Origin of the sequence: Candidatus Vallotiella adelgis, from assembly GCF_020541305.1 — a bacterium.
Taxonomy (GTDB): Bacteria; Pseudomonadota; Gammaproteobacteria; order Burkholderiales; family Burkholderiaceae; genus Mycetohabitans; species Mycetohabitans adelgis.
The window spans coordinates 491,232-508,168 of sequence record NZ_CP047396.1; the positions used below are offsets into that span (position 1 = coordinate 491,232).

Annotated in this window: 15 protein-coding genes; 10 read left to right on the forward strand and 5 right to left on the reverse strand. The window is 45.5% G+C overall.

Annotation, left to right across the window (positions count from 1 at the left end; all coding sequences use genetic code 11):
- The first annotated feature begins 86 nt into the window (after positions 1-86).
- Positions 87-362 carry a 30S ribosomal protein S20 gene (gene rpsT / locus GJV44_RS01815; RefSeq protein ID WP_226806788.1) on the forward strand — a complete coding sequence of 92 codons (276 nt, stop codon included), beginning with the start codon at positions 87-89 and terminating at the stop codon, positions 360-362.
- Between the two features lie 162 nt (positions 363-524).
- Here rpsT and GJV44_RS01820 read toward each other — a convergent pair whose 3' ends face one another.
- Positions 525-815: a DUF3579 domain-containing protein gene (locus GJV44_RS01820; RefSeq protein WP_226806789.1), complete on the reverse strand. Its 291-nt coding sequence runs from the start codon at positions 813-815 to the stop codon at positions 525-527.
- On the opposite strand from GJV44_RS01820, the gene GJV44_RS01825 reads away from it, so the two are divergent.
- Together GJV44_RS01825 and argF are read left to right on the forward strand one after the other, a co-directional pair.
- Complete coding sequence (locus tag GJV44_RS01825) at positions 816-1,040, forward strand: hypothetical protein (protein ID WP_226806790.1); 225 nt, start codon at positions 816-818, stop codon at positions 1,038-1,040. It abuts the gene before it with no gap.
- 260 nt (positions 1,041-1,300) lie between these two features.
- Positions 1,301-2,230, forward strand: coding sequence for an ornithine carbamoyltransferase (gene argF, locus GJV44_RS01830; RefSeq protein ID WP_226806791.1), 930 nt, complete (start codon positions 1,301-1,303; stop codon positions 2,228-2,230).
- 33 nt (positions 2,231-2,263) lie between these two features.
- Here the strand turns inward: argF and murB are convergent, their stop codons facing one another.
- The gene (murB, locus tag GJV44_RS01835) at positions 2,264-3,313 is read right to left on the reverse strand and encodes a UDP-N-acetylmuramate dehydrogenase (RefSeq protein ID WP_226806792.1); all 1,050 of its coding nucleotides are present in this window, start codon (positions 3,311-3,313) and stop codon (positions 2,264-2,266) included.
- A 584-nt stretch (positions 3,314-3,897) separates the two neighbouring features.
- Positions 3,898-4,512: a glycerol-3-phosphate 1-O-acyltransferase PlsY gene (gene plsY, locus GJV44_RS01840; protein ID WP_226806864.1), complete on the reverse strand. Its 615-nt coding sequence runs from the start codon at positions 4,510-4,512 to the stop codon at positions 3,898-3,900.
- Positions 4,513-5,899: 1,387 nt separating this feature from the next.
- Between plsY and tsaE the strand changes: the two genes are divergently transcribed.
- The 3 genes from tsaE to miaA all read left to right on the forward strand — a co-directional run bounded on the left by tsaE (position 5,900) and on the right by miaA (position 9,501).
- Positions 5,900-6,445 carry a tRNA (adenosine(37)-N6)-threonylcarbamoyltransferase complex ATPase subunit type 1 TsaE gene (gene tsaE / locus GJV44_RS01845; RefSeq protein ID WP_226806793.1) on the forward strand — a complete coding sequence of 182 codons (546 nt, stop codon included), beginning with the start codon at positions 5,900-5,902 and terminating at the stop codon, positions 6,443-6,445.
- A 1,665-nt stretch (positions 6,446-8,110) separates the two neighbouring features.
- Positions 8,111-8,239 (forward strand): hypothetical protein, encoded by a 129-nt coding sequence (locus tag GJV44_RS04475; RefSeq protein ID WP_276310871.1) that lies wholly within the window; start codon positions 8,111-8,113, stop codon positions 8,237-8,239.
- 296 nt (positions 8,240-8,535) lie between these two features.
- Entirely contained in the window at positions 8,536-9,501 is a 966-nt protein-coding gene (miaA, locus tag GJV44_RS01850) for a tRNA (adenosine(37)-N6)-dimethylallyltransferase MiaA (protein ID WP_226806794.1), read from the forward strand.
- A 102-nt stretch (positions 9,502-9,603) separates the two neighbouring features.
- Here miaA and purM read toward each other — a convergent pair whose 3' ends face one another.
- Positions 9,604-10,665 (reverse strand): phosphoribosylformylglycinamidine cyclo-ligase, encoded by a 1,062-nt coding sequence (gene purM / locus GJV44_RS01855; protein WP_226806795.1) that lies wholly within the window; start codon positions 10,663-10,665, stop codon positions 9,604-9,606.
- 100 nt (positions 10,666-10,765) lie between these two features.
- On the opposite strand from purM, the gene hda reads away from it, so the two are divergent.
- From hda to panB, 4 genes are all read left to right on the forward strand, one after another.
- Positions 10,766-11,476: a DnaA regulatory inactivator Hda gene (gene hda / locus GJV44_RS01860; RefSeq protein WP_226806796.1), complete on the forward strand. Its 711-nt coding sequence runs from the start codon at positions 10,766-10,768 to the stop codon at positions 11,474-11,476.
- Positions 11,477-11,487: 11 nt separating this feature from the next.
- Entirely contained in the window at positions 11,488-12,183 is a 696-nt protein-coding gene (locus GJV44_RS01865) for a histidinol-phosphatase (RefSeq protein WP_226806797.1), read from the forward strand.
- On the forward strand, positions 12,180-13,868 hold the full coding sequence (gene pcnB / locus GJV44_RS01870; protein ID WP_226806798.1) for a polynucleotide adenylyltransferase PcnB: 1,689 nt from the start codon (positions 12,180-12,182) through the stop codon (positions 13,866-13,868). Before GJV44_RS01865 ends, pcnB begins: the two co-directional genes overlap by 4 nt.
- A gap of 771 nt (positions 13,869-14,639) precedes the next feature.
- Positions 14,640-15,458, forward strand: coding sequence for a 3-methyl-2-oxobutanoate hydroxymethyltransferase (gene panB, locus GJV44_RS01875; protein ID WP_226806865.1), 819 nt, complete (start codon positions 14,640-14,642; stop codon positions 15,456-15,458).
- A gap of 328 nt (positions 15,459-15,786) precedes the next feature.
- Here the strand turns inward: panB and dnaJ are convergent, their stop codons facing one another.
- Entirely contained in the window at positions 15,787-16,914 is a 1,128-nt protein-coding gene (gene dnaJ, locus GJV44_RS01880) for a molecular chaperone DnaJ (protein WP_226806799.1), read from the reverse strand.
- Positions 16,915-16,937 lie beyond the last annotated feature (23 nt).

Genomic DNA, 16,937 nt, shown 5'->3' on the forward strand with positions numbered 1-16,937 from the left:
ACTCTTAATAGTTGATCGGATAATCATTCCTTACGATCTATACCTAATGCACTCAAGTTTTTCTAGAAACAAGATAAGAAACCATCATGGCTAACTCTGCACAAGCTCGCAAGCGTGCCCGGCAAGCCGCAAAAGCCAACTCACATAATTCCGCACTACGTTCTAAAGTGCGTACTGCGATCAAGGCTGTGCGAAAAGCAATCGAATTCGGTGATCAAATAAAAGCTACGGAGGTGCTAAAACAATCAACAAAGACACTAGACATTATTGCTGATAAGAAAATAATCCACAAAAACAAGGCCGCTCGTCACAAAAGCCGCTTAGCCTCCGTCATTAAAGAATTGGCGCAGTCCGTAGCTTAAATCCTGATCCGCGCTTGCTTAACTGCACTACGATGCAGCCCTGTCGATAATTAAGTTTAGCAAAAATCTAGAAGAAAAAGTATTGCTCAAAATAATCACACTGGCCAGTTAACCGCACGCCTGAGCGTGGTGCAATGCACAAATATTCTGCTAGCGCAGCTCTTAGGCTTCAGTCACGACCAGATGATTATCCCGAGCAAATTTCATCACGAAATCAAAAGCTATCGGTTCAGTATCACGCAGCCGTGAGTCGACAATCACTGTTTTAATGTTACCAAGGATCACAGGCCGCACGTAAAGTGAATACTTTAACTTCGCATTTAGCCCAGTCGCTCCTGGACCAAACGACGACATCACGCCGCATAACCGTTCTGACCAGTCACTCGGCCGAAATTTCTTTCCACTCTTAGTGATGCCTTGAATGAAGTATTTAGTTGAGGATGAATCGCCCATGTGGAACACCCGAAAGACAGCCCAGTGCCAGCATCAACCTCGACACAGTACGTACGCACAAGACAAGCAAAGCTCCGCAGCGCTGTGGATATGCTCTCCCATGCTTTGAACCCGCCCAAGCGACACTACCACAGCAAGCTCGCCGCGAGAGTGCCAATTATAGCTCACGCGTTCTTTCGTCGCAGCGTACTGCTTCAGATCGAATACCGGGTACGCGTTGCATAAAAAGATCTCTATCCTTGCGCTTGATTCTTCTTGTGCACCATAACAAGAATCTCGAAACTTGAAAGTTAGCACGTTAAACGCTTGTTGTTCGATAACAAATCTTGGCTAATACACCGGATATAAAGAAATATCTAAGGGCGACCGGGATATTAGGCCGGCGCATCAAAGACGCTGACATTCTTTATATTAGGGCGGTATAATATACATAGAACGATGGTGCTTCGGCCTACGAATAAGTTTAATCCGCCATATTTGTTGTTATGACCTCCACCCAAACGATTCGCCACTACCTAAAATTTCAAGATTTTTCTGCCGACGATTATAATTATGTGCTGGAGCGCACCCGAATTCTAAAACAGAAGTTCAAAAACTACGAAACCTATCATCCTTTGCATGATCGCACGCTAGCTATGATTTTCGAGAAAAACTCGACGCGAACGAGGCTCTCGTTTGAAGCTGGTATCTTTCAGCTAGGCGGCCATGCGGTCTTCATGAGTACACGCGATACGCAGCTAGGTCGCGGTGAGCCAATCGAAGATGCGGCACAGGTTATATCACGTATGGTTGATATTATTATGATTCGTACGTTCGGTCAGGACATCCTGCAGCGCTTTGCCATAAATTCACGTGTTCCGGTAATTAATGGATTAACGAATGAGTATCACCCGTGCCAAGTTCTAGCTGACGTCTTTACATTCCATGAGCACCGAGGACCAATCCGTGGAAAAACTGTCGCGTGGGTAGGTGATGCAAATAATATGGCCTATACCTGGATCGAAGCCGCGCAAATCCTCGGTTTCAAGCTTCGCGTGTCAACACCACCTGGATATAAGATCAAGCACGCATCGATCCTAAAGCACCTAGAATTAGTTGAGGAAACCGATGATCCGCGTGCCGCCTGCGAAGGTGCCCACTTAGTTACGACTGATGTATGGACTAGCATGGGCTTCGAACAAGAAAATGAAGCACGCAAGGCCGCGTTTGCAGATTGGTGTGTTGACTCGGAATTAATGGCCCTAGCGCAGCCTGACGCGCTATTCATGCATTGTCTACCTACACATCGGGGCGAAGAAGTAAGCGCCGACGTTATCGACGGTCGGCAAAGTGTTGTGTGGGATGAAGCCGAGAACCGGCTTCATGTACAAAAAGCGCTGATGGAGTTTTTGATGCTTGGCCGTCTAAACCATTAATGCTATCGCCCAAGGTATGGAAAAGTGCTAACTTTAGATGATACGCGGCTCTATGTCGAGTTCCACGCCGAATCGCTGCCTAACATCAGCCCGTATCGCAAGCGCCAGCGCTAATATCTGTTTTCCGGTTGCGCCACCGCGATTGACAAGAACTAGAGCCTGACGTTCATGCACGGCGGACGGACCGATTGAGCGCCCTTTCCATCCGCAGCGATCAATCATCCAACCAGCAGCGAGCTTGATTCGACCATTGTGCTGTGTGTAAAACACGATATTTGGCTCTTTCGCACGCAATTCTGAAAACTTCTTGATATCAACAAGCGGATTCTTAAAAAAACTACCAGCATTACCAAGCATCATTGGGTTCGGCAGTTTTTCACGCCGTATCTCAGTAATCGCGCCGAAGATCTGTCGTGCTGTTGGCTTGTGAATTCCTCTCGAAGAGAGCCAGCTTGCAAGATCAGCGTATGTAACACAGGCCTGCCATCGTTTCGGCAAGCGAAATACAACTGATAAAATAATTAGCCGATCGCGTGCTGCATGCTTAAATATGCTGTCACGATAACCAAATGCACATGCTTGTGCATCGAGGTCTATAATACGTCCCTCGACTATATCCAGTGAACGCAACCGTTCGAGCCTCTCGACAAGCTCGAGGCCATATGCACCAATATTTTGCACCGGAGCAGCACCAACTGTACCGGGGATCAGCGCGAGATTTTCCAATCCGGCCATACCTTGTTGCAATGTCCAGTCAACGAAGTCGTGCCAACGCTCGCCAGCAGCGACCTCGACGATGTAAGAATCATCCGTCTGTGCAAGAATGCGTTTTCCACGCAATTTAATTACGAGTACTAAGCCATCGAAGTCGCGCGTGAGTACGACGTTGCTACCTGCGCCGAGCACTAAACGCGGCAAGTTAGCTATCCGCTGATCTGCACACAGCGCGATAAGAGCAACTTCCGAGCAGATTGTACCGCCTAGACGCGCTCGCACGTCAAAGCCAAATGTATTGTGATCTCGGAGGGAATAGTTAGCCTGAAGCGCATTAAACGCCGGTTCAGCATTAGTTAATTGGCACATTACAAGCCATAATTAGTCAGCGCTACTACTGTACATACAATTAGTGTAACGCGAGATGTAGAAAAACGCAGGTTTCCGTAAAACAATAAAATATTTCGCATTATAGCGACTTTTCATAAGATCTCAGCAATGTACATACGGTATCGCAGTAGCGGTCCTAGTAGTTTTTTTCGATAGAAAACACAACTCCGTATTTGATATAGCAGTAGAAATTAGATTCTAGATAAAAACTTTGTCAAGTAGTCACGCCAAGAAATCTTAGTATACTTCGGTGTACGCCCAATGGAGAGAAGGTGAACTATTTCAAGCTGAGTCAAGCTAGGTACGCGTTTCTAAAATGGCTAAAAATTAGATTAATGTACGCTTTTTAACCATGAAAGAATCGAGAAAAAAGTGTAGTAAGCATAATTTTCCTTAAAAAGATCGCAAGCTACTCAACGATAGAAAAATTACAGTTTAAAATTAGGATGCAGGACTGACACGATGCGTGTGAATGGCGGCAAAAAACGAATGACACTCCTCTTCAGTTCTACCATCTGTGTGTCTAAACAGCATATGACCTTACTGCTACAGCTATCTCGCTATCACTGTACTCTGCTTTTCTTATCACCAATCCGGCTCTCTTCTCCGATTAGAAGCTTGCTGATATTTGTACGGTGCCGCCACACTAGTAATATACTTATAGTAATAATAACTAAAGCGATCTGGTTGCAGCTGAACATGAATATGTCAAACAACGGTGCGAGCAGGGCTGCAATAAGTGCTGCTAAAGATGAGTAGCGAAAAAGAAAAGCAATGATCAGCCACGTGGAAGCAGTCGCGATACCAAGTCTTAGATCGATTGCAAGCAGAATGCCAGCGGCAGTAGCTACCCCCTTTCCGCCTTTAAAATCGAAGAATACGGGATATAAGTGGCCAAGAAATACGGAAATCGATGCTAAAGCCACTAATAGTACATCAAGTTTATATGTGGCTACAACATGCTTAACTAGCCACACGACAAGCCATCCCTTAGAAACATCTCCAAGCAAGGTCAAAACTGCCGCTATCTTATTACCGCTGCGCAGTACATTGGTCGCGCCAGGGGTTTTAGATCCATAGGTACGCGGGTCAGATAGCCCGACTATGCTGCTGACTACCACCGCAAACGATATAGAGCCAATTAGGTACGCAACCAGGGTAACAAGCAGATTAGCCATGGAGAAAAACGAACTACTCATGCAAAACACGCTATTTTACCTAACCTTAACCGTGCTAGGTACACATAAAATTGTACGCTAACGTACAATATAGGCATTATGCGGGATAGCATGCTCTCGCTGTGATTCTAGTCACTTGCCCCCGTTTGCATAGTACTAGTGTAGTCGCTAGCTATATCGCGATATCTACACAGTAAAACTCGCGCGATAATTTTGATTCTTGCTGTTTAGTCACTCTTATTCGCGACAGAATATACAAAAATACAGCGATCACCGGCAATTTACGCGTCCTAAATAGCGATGCTACTAAAAACCAGATAGTCCAAATGATAGTTCGCAATATAAAGCTGAGAAAAAGCGTTTAATTTTATTTTTTAAAAATATTTATATAGTATTTTAAACTAATAAAGTCTTTTTATCATAAAGTAATATGATATATTACTCAAGTAAATAAGTTACCGTGTAGATGAGATATTACTATTCGATTAAGTATTTATAAAAATATTTACTGAAATCGGCAAAATACTAAACTCGATACAATGATATTGCTAAATTTATTTAGAAGTCGTATATTTTATATCATGTGATAATTTTTATCACAAAAAATAAAATTTTGTTACTTCATCATAAATTTTTTCGTTATATCTGTAATATTAAAAAGGTATAGTTTATTACTATAAACAATATAAAATATTTAGATAAAAATAATATAAATATGATGTATTATTTCCTATCGTAAAAAATTATTTACTGAGCATTTATAATATAACAATCTAAATTGTATTTAGAGTACAAATTCTCATATAGAATTAATTCTATACAAAGCATTAATTCTATGTTATTTGTTATTTAAAAACATTTTTATTTATACCAAACAATAATATTGTTTTAATAAATCAGTTTTATAATCTTTTTTTTACTCGATTTATCTAATTTTTTTGCCGAGTATATATTATATAATATATCAATTTATTTTTCATTTATTACACTTCTTAGAAGTGAGATTTTTTGAAAAATTTTTTTAATGTGCCACTTCGCCGCGCAAAAATAGTTCAGCGGCACTTTAAACCAACCTAAAAGCGCTGGGCGCGCATCGTCGGGAAGTATAACCCATTATATTGTAATACAGACTCTGCTGGCTGCCTATGACTCATACCATGCTTAGTTATATAATTGACGTAGTTATAGAACTTTGCAGCAAATAGCTTTTCAGAATAAAAAAATTAGTAGTATAAGTGCTAATTATGCTAAAACTTAATTCAAGTACTTATTCACAATAATTCTACGCTAGTGATCTTAGATCAGGTTAGTAACCCTAGATCGAAATTGGTAATACATATCGCGATAAATCTCATATTGATAGTTTTTATCATCTCTACTTTACGCAATGCTACTTTCTAAATGCTTACCTCATCTGTTGATAGAACGCACATTCGAGCTGCAAAATGAGCGCGCAGCCTATAAATTCGGTGCAACGTTGGCTAAGTCAATCCCGAAAGCAATGCGTGCCTCGCTTAGGCACAGCATGCAAGTGCATTTAGTCGGCAACCTTGGCGCGGGCAAGACGACGTTAGTACGGGCGCTCCTGCGCGCTCTCGGCTATAAACAGCGCGTGCGCAGCCCAACTTATACGCTTATCGAGCCTTATACAATAGAAAACGTCGATGGAAAACCACTATCAATCTACCATTTCGATCTATACCGCTTTGCAGATCCGAGGGAATGGGATGATGCTGGTTTTCGAGAGTACTTTGATATCGGAGCGCTATGCCTGATCGAGTGGCCGCAGCGTGCTGGTAGCCTGCTGAATATGCCCGACCTGAAACTTAACCTCGTAGTCCAAGGAGAAGGGCGTAATCTAACTGCGGGCGCTTATAGTGCAACTGGAAAAAAGTGCCTACTCGACGCTCATCAAACCGCTGAACTTAGTTAAATTCACGAACTGTCTATAGTAAAGAATTCTGACAGGAACTTTCGGGTAGACGCTTGAATATTGATAGCCTAGACTAAATACCAAAAGATTTGGTCACAAAAATTTGCCTAACGATCCGAGAATCTATGCGGTACGTATTAGCTAGTTCCAAGAACACGTGATTTAAGGTAATGCGTCACCCTCAGGGTGATCTGCGGTGTAAGTGATAAAAGCTCAACTTATATTCCAGCTTGAACCAGGGGCGCATCCATCTAGATAGACACAGATATTCTAATCAGTGGTTATATGCAAGCTGCAGACACTTAGCAACATGCCCGACAGAAATCAACCCTAGCGCGTTCTCCATTAATATGGAATACACCAGCGATGAACGGTACATCGTACTCGACGAATAGTATATTGCACTACTCTAGCGAGAAGCGCATAAGTACGTTCATCCTCACGTCGTGAGGTTGGTAGAATTAATGCATCTTACGTTAATGCAGTCGAATCTAAAAATCCTGTATCGAGCTTTCCTAGTGCGCATCAAAGATTTTCGTCTAGCGATGGCTGGCAATCAAATAATGTACAATACTTCTTCCGATTTCTATTACTAGCAATAACACGCAATAGTAAGTATTTAGCAAAAGTAGCTTTATTGATCGGAACGTGTTAAATGCACCACGGATTAAAAGCAGGAAATTCGCCTATTAGAAAAGATTCTCTGACAAAATCTGACTTATAAAATATCATCGGTAACAGCATAACAGATACTATATAGTATTCTGCTAGAATCATCGCCTATCATTAAGAAATTGCACGAAGGAATCTAAAAAATATCCTTAAAACTTAAAAATATCGTAGATGACGATCATATCGACTGCGCAGGCCAGTTCAATATCACCGAACAGTAGCCGTATAAGTACGATAATCAGAGTATGCGATCTGTATTTCAGCACCCCGCTTGCCGTATATTTCTAAGAGGAGCCAACCTTGGGCACTACCTGAGCTTTAAGCAGTATGCTGCGATACTATGTTCAGTATAGTACTGACGTTTATTGCTGTATGCTTAAAATTTATTCTAATAAATAATATTTAGTAGCCTGTGAAGCAGAACAGAGAGCGGTCTAAACTTACCAAAAAAATTGGTGCTGCGTCGTCGGCGTTGTTCAAGCATAATGTTACAACAGACTAGCAAGGTATTCGCCAACTTTCCTCGTGGCAATCTTTCCATAATTCGTAGATCTTAAAGCTAGGTATTATATATAGGATGCGCTAAGATATACTGGCGATTATTAAATCTTTAGCTGTCTGCACAGTATTTGTTATTTAGTCGGTACGATGGAGCTCTGTCTTCTTTTTTCGTATATACGAAGACAAATTTTTAGCATTTTTTCAGCGCTAGATGCTGACAGAAAACTAATTTTCATCGATAATGAAAATCGAAAATATACAACTCATCCCTTCCCCGACTATCGGAAGTCTACTCCACATTTCTTGATAACAGATGATAGCGACTCTCACGTAGCCACTTTTTTCTGGCACCTTTCATGAGCAGGCAGTTTTATAAAATCTATGTACTAGCACACAATATATTAGGACTAGTGTCACCATATGCACGTCGTCTATATGGCTCTCATATAAATAATTGAAGCATGCACTCGCTAAGCAGTGCATTTCGATATAATGATTTCTGATCTCAATCAGAATCAAGCTGATGTAGTCGGAATTGTTATTTCTTATGGGAAACGCGAGACACTCAATGCATTGAGTTGTGATATTGCTTCACGTTTTCCGACCACGCTAACTATTTAATCGGGTTACTAACTACCTCAAGATACCGACCCAGTCTTTCTAGTATAGCTTTACAAGCTGTTCCTATTGACTTACATATGTGCAATGGCTCGCAAGCACTAACTCAGCACCAGAATAAGCTAGTTAGGCCGCTAACATACTATTATTCCGTCCGCAAAAATCGTGATTGAAGGTTAGAAAGATGAATGCTAAGCTGCTGTGGAAAATAGAAGTTATTAAACGTGGTAATCAATATACTCGGAGTCGCCTGACTTGGCGTCAGATGCACTTATTTATTTAGGGTCAGCAGTCAAATCATGGCGTCGGTCCCGATTATTGCATGTTTATTCGGGCCGACTGCGTCCGGTAAGAGCGCTGCCGCTCTTGAACTAGCGCGCGATACCCCAATCGAGATTGTTAGCATTGATTCGGCTCTTATTTACCGGCAAATGGATATTGGGACTGCCAAACCCACCGCAGCGGATCGTGCCGCAGTACCTCACCATCTCATCGATATTCTTGACCCGATCCAGATTTATTCTGCTGACCAATTTCGTACTGACACACTTCGCCTTTGCGCCCAAATTATGGGGCGAGGAAAACTACCATTATTGGTAGGCGGAACTATGTTGTATTATAAAATGTTAGTTGAATATATACACGAGTTACCTGGTGCCGATGTATCGATCCGAAGTGCGCTAGATCAAGATGCGGCGCTTAAGGGATGGCCCGCACTACACGCAAAATTAGGGAAAATCGATCCGATATCAGCGGCGCGGATCGCGCCTAACGATTCTCGGAGAATCCAGCGGGCGCTCGAAGTGTGGAAGCTAACTGGTCAGCCGCTGTCCGTTCTTCTACAACGACGGACAGCAGATCGCATAGTCGCTAGCCAGCAGAAGGCGATTTCACCCCGCTGTGCTGTCGTTTCGCTAGAACCCTCCGATCGGTTGGTACTACATGCACGTATTGCACAGCGCTTTGACGCCATGTTGGATGCTAACTTAATCGACGAAGTGCAGAAATTACGCGCACGCGGAGACCTACATCCTGGCTTACCGTCGATGCGCTGTATCGGATACCGACAAGCGTGGGCCTACCTAGACGGTGAGTATGCTTATACAACAATGCGCGAGCAAAGTATTTTCGCGACTCGCCAACTTTGCAAGCGGCAACTAACGTGGTTACGTGCAATTCCAGAGCGGATTGTCGTCGACTGCATCAGTGCTCAAGCCGGCTCATACGTTATCGATGCTGTGCGTAAAATATGGGCGAAAATATAGCATGCGCCGTAATTAGTGCGGTAGTTGTAGGCACCGTTGATTCGTGAGTCGATGCCTTCTATGAATACCTCGACGGCGGCACTATACCTCTAATAGCAAGCGTTATACTATAATCGCCTGTGCTGAGCCGATGTTGCGCTGGTGTACTCTGCCAAGAGTCCATACTTCTTCGCCGGCCGTTGATAACACGTCGATAGCGATTTTCTCATGCTTAGCTGAGACAATAACTACCATCCCGATGCCACAATTAAAAACGCGATACATTTCCGCATCGGTTATGCCACCGAGCTTCTGCAACCAAGCAAATAGTGGCGGAAATGGCCATGCACGGTGGTCTAATTCTGCGCATAGTCGCTCGGGCAGCACCCGCGGTACGTTCCCAATAAGCCCCCCTCCAGTGATATGGGCGATACCCTTAATCGGGAGTTGTTGCATTAACTGCAGTATGGACTTCACGTAAATACGTGAAGGTGCCATTAGTGCATTAGCTAAGGAGCTACCAGCAAAATTAGCTTGCATATCTGGTTTCTCTTGCTCGATGATCTTTCGTACTAATGCGTAACCGTTCGAGTGGATACCGCTGGAAGCCAGGCCAAGTAAGATATCGCCAGCGCTGATCTTGCTGCCATCGATAATCTTACTTTTCTCAATTGCCCCGACCGCAAATCCAGCAAGATCGTATTCACCATCCGGATACATCCCTGGCATCTCAGCCGTCTCGCCTCCAATCAGCGCACAACCCGCTAACTTACATCCGGCAGCAATACCATTGACTACGCGCGCTGCTATCTCGACGTTGAGCTTGCCACAGGCGAAATAGTCAAGAAAAAATAGTGGCTCAGCCCCTTGCACAAGAATGTCATTAACACTCATGGCTACTAAATCCTGCCCGACCGTATCATGTCGATTGAAATGAAACGCAAGTTTGAGCTTCGTGCCTACACCATCGGTACTAGAGACCAACACTGGTTCGTGATATTTATTCGGCACCTCGAACAGTGCGCCGAAACCACCAATACCTGCTAGTACACCATCACGCATCGTCTTTTTCGCAAATGGTTTGATGCGTTCAATGAGCACGTCGGCCTCATCGATTTTGACGCCCGCATCACAATAGGAAAGGCTACGCGCTTGCGTGCGATGGATGGATTTTGGTTGATTCATAGCAAAAACGCGGGAAGATCGGTAAAATCGCAATTTTACCCGATGCAAGTGTATTGTCTGCATATACTTATTAAACCATATTCTGGAATGCCTTCCATCCGTGCTAACTTCGTCTGTTTCCCATCGTCAACTTATACTTGATCTAGGCACGCCGCCAGCGAAGACATTTAAAAATTTCTTCGCTGGTGCCCATGGCGAATTAGTTACCCGTCTTGCCGGCCTGGATGCCGCCCTCTCGGCTGGGCAGACCACAGACTGCACATTTTACGTGTGGGGAGGTACTGGAAGTGGCCGAAGCCACTTGTTGGAGGCGCTGGTGGGTGGTACATCTAGCAGCCGAGTACGCTTTATTATACCGCCTAGCCCACTTTCGGCGTTCAGCTATGATCCAAATGTCGTGATCTATGCAGTTGACGATGTTAACCAACTGGCCGATGCACAACAGATCGCACTGTTTAATCTGTTCAACGAAGTGCGTTCCAGTCGGGGCAGCGGGCTAGTAGTTACCGGCAACGCCGCGCCGCTCAATCTAGCAGTGCGCGAGGATGTACGTACACGCTTAGGCTGGGGACTAGTGTTCCATCTCAGCGCGTTGTCCGATAAGGACAAGGCTTTTGTGCTCCAGAATGCGGCACGTGAACGTGGCCTGACTTTTGTCGACGATGTGACAACATGGCTTCTCACGCACTACCGCCGAGACATGCCAAGCCTCATGAGCGTACTAGACAAGCTCGATCGCTTTGCTCTCGAGCACAAGCGAACAGTCACGCTACCGCTTCTGCGTACAATGCTAGCAGACAACTTCAAGTAAAATACTCCATAATGCAAACTCCGCGCAATCTTGCTCTGTTCGACCTCGACCATACGTTAATTCCTACTGATAGCGACTACGAGTGGGGACGCTTTATGATTAAGCTCGGCATTGTTGATGCCGATAGCTTCTCGCGTGAGAACGACGGTTTTTATGCCGACTACCAAACAGGTAGTCTAGACATTTATGCGTACCTACGAGCAATGCTCACCCCTCTATCTAAATACTCGAGGCACCAACTAAATGAATGGCACCAGCTATTCATGAATGAGGTTATCAACCCAAAAATTCTACCTAGTGCTCTCGCGCTGGTTCGGGAGCACCAGAAAGCAAATGATTTATGCTGTATTGTAACAGCGACTAATGCATTTATTACTTCACCGATCGCGCAAGTATTTGGCATCGAGACACTGATTGCCTGTGAAGCTGAGACGATAGACGGGCACCCCGACAGCTCGTATACGGGCAACTTAATAGGAGTGCCAAGCTACCGCGAGGGAAAAATCTTGCGGGTGCAGGCATGGCTAGATTCGTGTGGATTAGCCTGGTCAGGCTTTACACACAGCTATTTCTATAGCGATTCGCACAATGATATCCCGCTGCTTGAAAGGGTTACCGATCCGGTGGCAACCAATCCGGATGAGAAGCTACGCAAGTATGCGCTGAGCCGTGGTTGGCGCATACTTGAACTGTTCCAATCAACGTGATTAAAACAATCATCCATAAGTTGTTCGGCTCGCGTGGCAGCGATGCTATTTCGTCATCTGATATAGCGCATAGCGCCGACGCAAATCGGGGAATCAAAAATTCCAACGCGGATATCCCACTATCTGACGCGTGGACTACGCAGGAGACTAGAACACCGCTGAGCAAGAGACTACGTCAAAAATTATACCACAATACTTTAGCCGCTAGTAGTCATCCTAAAATACCGATCATCGTGCCGGCCAATATTCATTGTATTGATCCGGTGCTGATTTCGCGCAATGCAATCTACGTCACCGAGAAGCTGCAAAAATCCGGTTTTCGCGCGTTTATCGTTGGTGGCGCAGTGCGCGACCTGCTTCTTAATATCGCGCCGAAAGATTTTGATGTTGCCACAGACGCTACGCCGGATGAGATCGTTAAACTATTCCGCCACGCGCGGTTGATCGGCCGACGTTTTCAGATCGTCCATGTTCAGTTCCGACACGAGACTATCGAAGTATCAACATTTCGTGCGCTGGTAGATACAGCGCCGACAGGCACAAGGTCCCTAGACATCGAACCCGTAGTTGTACTACCGCACCACAAACCCCAACGCAGCAGCTTAGACCGGTGCGTGCATGCGGTAGATGCTAGCGGGCGCGTACTACGCGATAATGTCTGGGGCAAACAACATGAAGACGCAGCGAGGCGCGACTTCACCGTTAATGCGATGTACTATGACCCAACCATGCAAACTGTGCTTGACTATCATGGCGGGATGGATGACATTCGTGCACATATTCTTCGAATGATCGGCGAACCCGCTCTCCGCTTTCGCGAAGATCCGGTTCGAATGCTGCGTGTTGTACGTTTCTCGACTAAACTCAACTTTACAATTGAAGCATCGACACAGGCGCCGCTCACTGAGCTTGCCGAACTGATTAACAACGTGCCAGCAGCTCGGCTGTTTGACGAAATGCTGAAGCTCCTGCTATCAGGAAACGCACTCGGCTGCCTAAAACAATTGCGCGTTTTTGGCCTCCACAATAGGCTATTGCCACTGCCGGACGTAACGCTAGAGCAGCCAGGCGAAGAGCACTTTATTACACCTGTACTAGCTAAAGCTGATGAGCGCGTGCGTTCGGGAAAACCGGTCTCACCTGGATTCTTATTTGCCTCTCTGCTATGGCGAGATATGCAACTACGCTGGCAGCAATATAAAGATGATGGCGAACGTTTGATCCCAGCTTTGCATCGGGCTATAGATGACGTACTGGACCAGCGGACTGAAAGGCTTGCCATTCAGAGACGATATACCGCTGAAATTCGAGAAATCTGGGGGCTCCAGCCTAGGCTAGAAAAACGCTCTGGCCGCAGCGCGTTCAAGCTGTTGGAGAGTCAGCGGTTTAGAGCGGGCTATGATTTTCTTTTACTGCGTTGCGATTCTGGCGAGTTAGACAGGTCAGTTGGTCAATGGTGGACGGATTTCATTGCTGGTGATGCGAGTGTGCGTCATGCCTTACTAACACAAAGCGACAATGAACGATCACCACGGAAACGCCGTCGCCGTGTCGATTCATGCAATAGCAACCATCCCGAAACAATTTCCTGTCAGCCATTATTATCATCTACCGATAGCCAACTACGTAGCAATAGCAGCTGTGATAGCTCCGGACTCAACATGCTGCAGGAGCCTACATCATGATATACCCTAGCTGGGTAACGTTCTCCAGACTTTCGGGATGCAGTAGTCTGCCTCACGCAGGAAGCTACTGTCCACCCCGCTTAAAATATCTAGCCTTTGCTATATTGTAACGGTCCTACCGACATCGGTAGCGAGGACTTTTATAATTGCGCAGTAAAAATGGCAACTACACTTGCTGCGCGGCAGCTTATTACGCTATATCGTAATATTGAGCATCACTTGGCCACGAGAGCTCGTACAAAATACACTTCGAGCTCCTAGATATTGATATTCTACTATACGGTATCCTGCAGTTCGATGAGCACAATCTAACGGTGCCGCTCCCGCCAGGTTAACCAAGCTAGCGGGAGGGTTAGCCTCTTCTAATGTGTGTTCTATCGCTAGCACTACTGCAATGATAGGTAGTAAGTTAGGGCCTCACCGACAAAACGCTGGTCGATAGACGTGATAAAATTTATATATAGCAGCACAGCATAGTATTAATCTTGGATGTTCTGCTATAACAAGAGAAGTCGTTGCCCAGTATAACGCTGACTGAAACGCGTACGGCTCGCCTAGCCAATGAGTGGACTTTGTTCACCTTCAGATTAGTCTAGAAACGCTATGTCTTGGACTAAAAGTGTAAAATTCTATAAAAATGCATATCACCGATTCATAATTACGTGTATTGCACATTGCATGCAGCAAGTTTTTTTTACCATTACGATGGTATGCTACCGTACAGATGCAAGGTATATCGCGCTATTACACCCCTTCAAAGATTATTTTGTCATGAGCCATCTGCAGGACTGTATCCGTCGCGCTATTACTATTCCACGCCTTCAAAAGATGTATAAGGCCGGCGAGCCGATTGCGATGCTGACGTGTTATGACGCAATTTTTGCGGCATTGCTCGAGCGCGCAGGTATAGATGTGCTCCTTATCGGCGACTCGCTCGGCAACGTGCTACAGGGCCAGTCAACGACATTGCCTGTCAGGGTAGCCGATATCGTATATCATACTATTAGCGTAGCGCGAGGAATTAATAACACCGCGCTAGTTATCTCAGATTTACCATTCGGTAGCTACGGTACACCACTAGATGCATATTCAAATGCTGTTCAGCTAATGCAGGCAGGTGCTCAAATGGTTAAGCTCGAGGGCGGCGCGTGGCTGGCTGAAACGATCCACTTCTTAGTCGAACGATCAGTGCCAGTCTGCGGGCATCTAGGACTCACGCCGCAGTCAGTGCACGCGTTTGGTGGTTTTAAGGTCCAGGGAAAAAATGATCTAGCGGCCGAACAGTTAAAAAAAGATGCTCAGTTGATCGAGAAAGCCGGCGCGCGGCTCTTGGTGCTTGAAGCAATCCCTGCTGCGCTTGGAGCGCAAGTTACTAGAATGCTAACCATTCCGACCATTGGCATAGGCGCTGGAATCGACTGCTCAGGCCAGGTACTGGTGTTACATGATATGCTCGGTATATTTCCTGCTAATCCACCACGGTTTGTCAAAAACTTTATGGTCGGTCAACCCTCGATCGAGGCAGCTGTCCGTGCCTACGTACACGCTGTTAAGGAACGGATGTTCCCTTCCGCAGAGCATGTATTTTAAATGAACATTACCAATACTGCTTCAAGCATATCGGTATCTTTCTCTGTCTACAAGCAGCTGGTCGTAGACCGTGCAGAATAGAAGAATGTACAGCAGGGTGGTATATCTACCGTTTCTCATTTAAACTGACGTTGCAGTCATACTGGCTTATCCATAGCTTGCAAGTGGCTATGGAATGCAGATTTATTCCGGGGTGCGTCAACTCCTCAGCAAACACTACGTCCAGCCACCCAGCTTACGCAGGTAGGTGGACGTAAAACGCGCCGCATAGAAAACGTGACTAGCATCCTAGATTCTGTATTTATACTCACTAGTAGGCCTACCATTCTTACTCAAAGAAACTCTTCACGCGGTCAAACCATCCTTTGCTCTGCGGGCTATGCCGAGCACCCCCTTCAACCAGAGAATTTTCGAACCGACGCAACAGATCACGCTGCGTATCAGTTAACTTGACTGGCGTCTCAACCTGTACGTGGACATAGAGGTCGCCTGGCAGGCTCGATCGTAAACCTTTGATGCCCTTGCCGCGCAGACGAAATGTTTTGCCAGATTGTGTGCCTTCTGGCACAGTAAAGGATGCTTTTCCGGCTAGTGTAGGTACCTCGATCTCGCCGCCCAGCACTGCTGTAGTAAATGCAATTGGCATTTGGCAATGCAGATCGTCTCCGTCACGCTCAAAAACACTATGCGGCTTGATATGTATTTCTACATATAAATCGCCGTTTGGACCGCCATTAATGCCTGGCTCTCCGTTTCCGGCAGAGCGAATTCGCATACCCTCATCGATTCCAGCGGGAATTTTTACCTCTAGTGTTTTTGTTTCTTTGACTTTGCCGGAGCCATGACAATGGGCGCATGGAGCTGGAATATATGTGCCGATCCCGTGGCACTTTGGACATGTCTGCTGAATACTAAAGAAACCCTGCGACATGCGCACTTGACCTTGTCCGTGGCAAGTTGGACACGTTTCTGGCTTAGTGTCCGGCTTTGCGCCGGAGCCATGACATACTTGGCATAATATCCAGCTTGGTATACGGATTTGCGTCTCATGGCCATGTGCAGCTCGCTCGAGCGTGATCTCCATACTGTAGCGCAAATCTGATCCGTGGTATACTTGATGGCCAGAGCGCCGGTTACCACCGGCGGCCTGCCCAAAAATATCGCCAAAAATATCGCCGAACGCATCAGAAAATCCACCGAAGTTTTGTGCGCTAGCAGCGCTTATGTTCGGATCAACACCTGCATGACCATACTGATCATAAGCAGCTCGCTTCTGCGAATCGGATAGAATTTCATAGGCTTCTTTCGATTCCTTAAAATGCTCTTCCGCATCTTTATTACCAGGATTGCGGTCTGGATGATACTTCATTGCTAGCTTCCGATATGATTTTTTGATGTCGCTATCGGATGCATTTTTAGCGATACCTAGTACGTCGTAGTAGTCCCGTTTGGCCATATTGAGTTAATGCCACAAAACAA

What these genes read in the sequence shown, in the direction of transcription:
- rpsT (WP_226806788.1), top strand. Translation starts at nt 87, where the DNA reads ATGGCTAACTCTGCACAAGCTCGCAAGCGTGCCCGGCAAGCCGCAAAA.
- GJV44_RS01820 (WP_226806789.1), bottom strand. Translation starts at nt 815, where the DNA reads ATGGGCGATTCATCCTCAACTAAATACTTCATTCAAGGCATCACTAAG.
- argF (WP_226806791.1), top strand. Translation starts at nt 1,301, where the DNA reads ATGACCTCCACCCAAACGATTCGCCACTACCTAAAATTTCAAGATTTT.
- murB (WP_226806792.1), bottom strand. Translation starts at nt 3,313, where the DNA reads ATGTGCCAATTAACTAATGCTGAACCGGCGTTTAATGCGCTTCAGGCT.
- plsY (WP_226806864.1), bottom strand. Translation starts at nt 4,512, where the DNA reads ATGGCTAATCTGCTTGTTACCCTGGTTGCGTACCTAATTGGCTCTATA.
- tsaE (WP_226806793.1), top strand. Translation starts at nt 5,900, where the DNA reads ATGCTACTTTCTAAATGCTTACCTCATCTGTTGATAGAACGCACATTC.
- GJV44_RS04475 (WP_276310871.1), top strand. Translation starts at nt 8,111, where the DNA reads ATGATTTCTGATCTCAATCAGAATCAAGCTGATGTAGTCGGAATTGTT.
- miaA (WP_226806794.1), top strand. Translation starts at nt 8,536, where the DNA reads ATGGCGTCGGTCCCGATTATTGCATGTTTATTCGGGCCGACTGCGTCC.
- purM (WP_226806795.1), bottom strand. Translation starts at nt 10,665, where the DNA reads ATGAATCAACCAAAATCCATCCATCGCACGCAAGCGCGTAGCCTTTCC.
- GJV44_RS01865 (WP_226806797.1), top strand. Translation starts at nt 11,488, where the DNA reads ATGCAAACTCCGCGCAATCTTGCTCTGTTCGACCTCGACCATACGTTA.
- panB (WP_226806865.1), top strand. Translation starts at nt 14,640, where the DNA reads ATGAGCCATCTGCAGGACTGTATCCGTCGCGCTATTACTATTCCACGC.
- dnaJ (WP_226806799.1), bottom strand. Translation starts at nt 16,914, where the DNA reads ATGGCCAAACGGGACTACTACGACGTACTAGGTATCGCTAAAAATGCA.